Consider the following 2,581-nt stretch of genomic DNA (forward strand, 5'->3'; position numbering starts at 1 on the left):
CAGATGACGGCATACGAGATTCATGAGCGTCTCGTGGGCTCGGAGATGTGTATAAGAGCCAGCCCCCGGCCTCTACCACCCCCTGCCCGGCACCTTCGTGCGCCGGGACGCCCAGGGGCACCCCCTCCAGAACGACGACCCCCGCGACCGCCATGGCACCGACCGCCGGCTGGGCGGCCGCATGTTCTGGAACGTGCTCCACACCTTCCGGGCCGGGGAGGACACGGAGGACTCCGCCGTCACCCAGGCCCAGTGGGACCGCATGATTTTCGGGGCGGTGCTGGCCATGGTGGGCCTGGCCCTGGCGGCCATCGCGCTCGTCAGCTCCCTCTAGGAGCGACGGGGCGCGTCGAAAGCCTTGGGGTTGGCGCGGCCTGTGCTACGGTGCCGCGCACTTGGCCACCGACGACCTCACACTCGTCAAGCGCGTCCGCAGCGGGGACCAGCGCGCCTTCAAGCTCCTCGTCGAGCGTTACCAGCGCAAGGTGTATGCCGTCGCGCTCGGAATGCTGAAGGACAAGGAGGAGGCGATGGACGTCTCTCAGGAGGCGTTCGTCAAGGTCTACAAGTACCTGGACCACTTCAAGGGCGACGCGTCCTTCTACACGTGGCTCTACCGCATCACGTCCAACATCTGCATCGACGTGCTGCGCAAGCGCCGCGGCGGCGGCGAGGCCGTGGAGTTCGACGAGACGCAGGAAGTGGACCTCTCCGAAGCCCGCATCGGCGCGCTCGGCAGCCGCCTGGGGACCAATCCCCAGAAGAGCGCCCTACGCAAGGAGCTGGCGGAGAAGATCCAGGAGGCCCTGGCCACGGTGCCGGAGAAGCACCGCGCCATCCTCCTGCTGCGCGAAATCGAGGGAATGTCCTACGAGGACCTGGCCCGCACGCTGGACATCCCCAAGGGCACGGTGATGAGCCGGCTCTTCCACGCGCGCGCCAAGGTGCAGAAAATCCTGGGGGATTATCTGGAGCTGGACGAAGCCAAGAGCGGAGTGGGCAACGAATGAGGATGCCAGAAAGGCCTCCTCGAATATCCGTGGGGCCCGTCGCGTCCCACCGACGAATTCCCACCAGCCCGCAGGGTGAAGAGTATGGCCGGAAATCCCGCGTGTGAGCGTTTCGTACCGCTCCTGTCTCCCTACATCGACGGTGAAGTCGCTCCTGGGGAGCGCGTCAACGTGGAGCGGCACCTGGCCGCCTGCCGGGATTGCACAGGCCGCGCGGCGGACCTGCGCGCCGAGTCCGGGTTGCTCCGGGTCGGCCTGGACATGGCGGTGGACGACGTCGACTTCAAGGACTTCGCCCAGAAGGTCATGGCCCGGGTGACGCCGGAGAAGCCGCCCCTCATCGAGCGGATGCGGCTGGCCCTGTCGGAGATGTTCCTCTACCAGCGCACGGCGATGATTTCGTCGCTGGCCACCGCCGCGGTGGTGATGCTGGTGGCCCTGCCGCTGGTGCTGCGCGACAACGCGCCGGAGGGCTACGCCGCCGAGCGCATGACGGTGAAGTCCATCCAGTCCTACCAGGGCGCCCGCGTGGCCCCGGTGGTGATGGAGACGGAGGGCGGCGGCTCCATCATCTGGATGGTGGACGAGCAGGAGCAGGCCCCGGAGCCCGTGAAGGAGAAGAAGCCGGGCGCGGTGGAGTCCCAGGATTCGAGCGTGGAGCAGGATGGCCAGGGAGGACAGCCGACGCCGGCTCCGTCCGTCCCGCCCCGGCCCACCGGAGGAGCGCTATGACGAAGCCGACGTGGGCGGTGCTGGCTCTGCTGTTCGCCGTGGGTCTGGTGATGGGGCCGGCGGTCGCCTCCGCCCAGGAGCAGAAGGTGAAGGTGCAGGTGGAGGTGGTGCTGGCCTCCAACAAGGGCACCGCGGTGGAGCCGCCCGAGCTCAACAAGATGAAGGAGGCGTTCCAGAAGCAGAACTTCAGCTTCACCTCCTTCAAGCGCATGTCGCTGGACACCGTGGAGGTGGGCGCCCAGAAGCCCACGGAAGTGAAGCTCCCCAACGGGACGAACGCGTCGCTCCAGCTGCTGGGCATGAAGGACGGCAGCGCCACGCTGCGCGTCATCATCCCGAACCAGTCCTCCGTGGAGGTGGAGCTGGGCCGTCAGGGCGCCGTGTACCAGAAGGCCGGCAAGCACGTGGGTGGCGAGCTCATCCTCGTCCTGGTGCCGCCGTCGAAGTAGCTGTGTAAGTCGTGACGGATGCGCGCCGCCCTCGAGGCAGGCGCCGTCCGCGGAATCCCCACCCTGACGCCTGGATGGCCCCCTTCTCCCCGGGCGGCCCCGCGTCAGGGCCCACCATCCCTGAAGCTTCCCAGGTCCTCGCACATCCACCCCTGCGTGGACGGTGTGCTGTCCCAGCGTCGGACAGCTCCGTCCCCCGCCTGACGTGCGCCGGGGTGCGCATGGCACCGGAGGGCAGGAAAGAGGGCGGATCTACCTGGAGCCGGGCTGAAAGAAAGTCAGTCCTGCCCTGCGAGGCAGGGGTGCTCCAGGGTTTCTTCCCTCGGAAAACGCTGGGTTGAGCGACGGCACGGCAGTTGCTCTTGGGTCTGAGGGCAGGACGGGCGGGAC

The 2,581-nt window shown here is 67.8% G+C and carries 4 protein-coding genes; all 4 read left to right on the plus strand.

The genetic code is table 11. From position 1 onward, the window contains the following. Positions 1–97: 97 nt before the first annotated feature. The 4 genes from D7Y15_RS43060 (at position 98) to D7Y15_RS43075 (ending at position 2,191) form a co-directional block, all read left to right on the plus strand. On the plus strand, positions 98–334 hold the full coding sequence (locus D7Y15_RS43060) for a hypothetical protein (protein ID WP_121756183.1): 237 nt from the start codon (positions 98–100) through the stop codon (positions 332–334). A 61-nt stretch (positions 335–395) separates the two neighbouring features. After that, a complete protein-coding gene (locus D7Y15_RS43065; protein ID WP_120575660.1) occupies positions 396–1,010 on the plus strand; it encodes an RNA polymerase sigma factor in 615 nt (204 codons plus the stop codon). 84 nt (positions 1,011–1,094) lie between these two features. After that, the gene (locus tag D7Y15_RS43070; RefSeq protein ID WP_120575623.1) at positions 1,095–1,742 is read left to right on the plus strand and encodes an anti-sigma factor; all 648 of its coding nucleotides are present in this window, start codon (positions 1,095–1,097) and stop codon (positions 1,740–1,742) included. Then, on the plus strand, positions 1,739–2,191 hold the full coding sequence (locus tag D7Y15_RS43075) for a hypothetical protein (RefSeq protein ID WP_120575622.1): 453 nt from the start codon (positions 1,739–1,741) through the stop codon (positions 2,189–2,191). The genes D7Y15_RS43070 and D7Y15_RS43075 overlap by 4 nt, the downstream gene beginning before the upstream one ends. Positions 2,192–2,581 lie beyond the last annotated feature (390 nt).

This window comes from Corallococcus sp. AB030 (assembly GCF_003668965.1).
Classification (GTDB): Bacteria; Myxococcota; Myxococcia; order Myxococcales; family Myxococcaceae; genus Corallococcus; species Corallococcus exiguus.

Bases quoted from the DNA above. Each gene is read 5' to 3' on its own strand.
- D7Y15_RS43070 (WP_120575623.1), top strand. From the start codon at position 1,095: ATGGCCGGAAATCCCGCGTGTGAGCGTTTCGTACCGCTCCTGTCTCCC.
- D7Y15_RS43075 (WP_120575622.1), top strand. From the start codon at position 1,739: ATGACGAAGCCGACGTGGGCGGTGCTGGCTCTGCTGTTCGCCGTGGGT.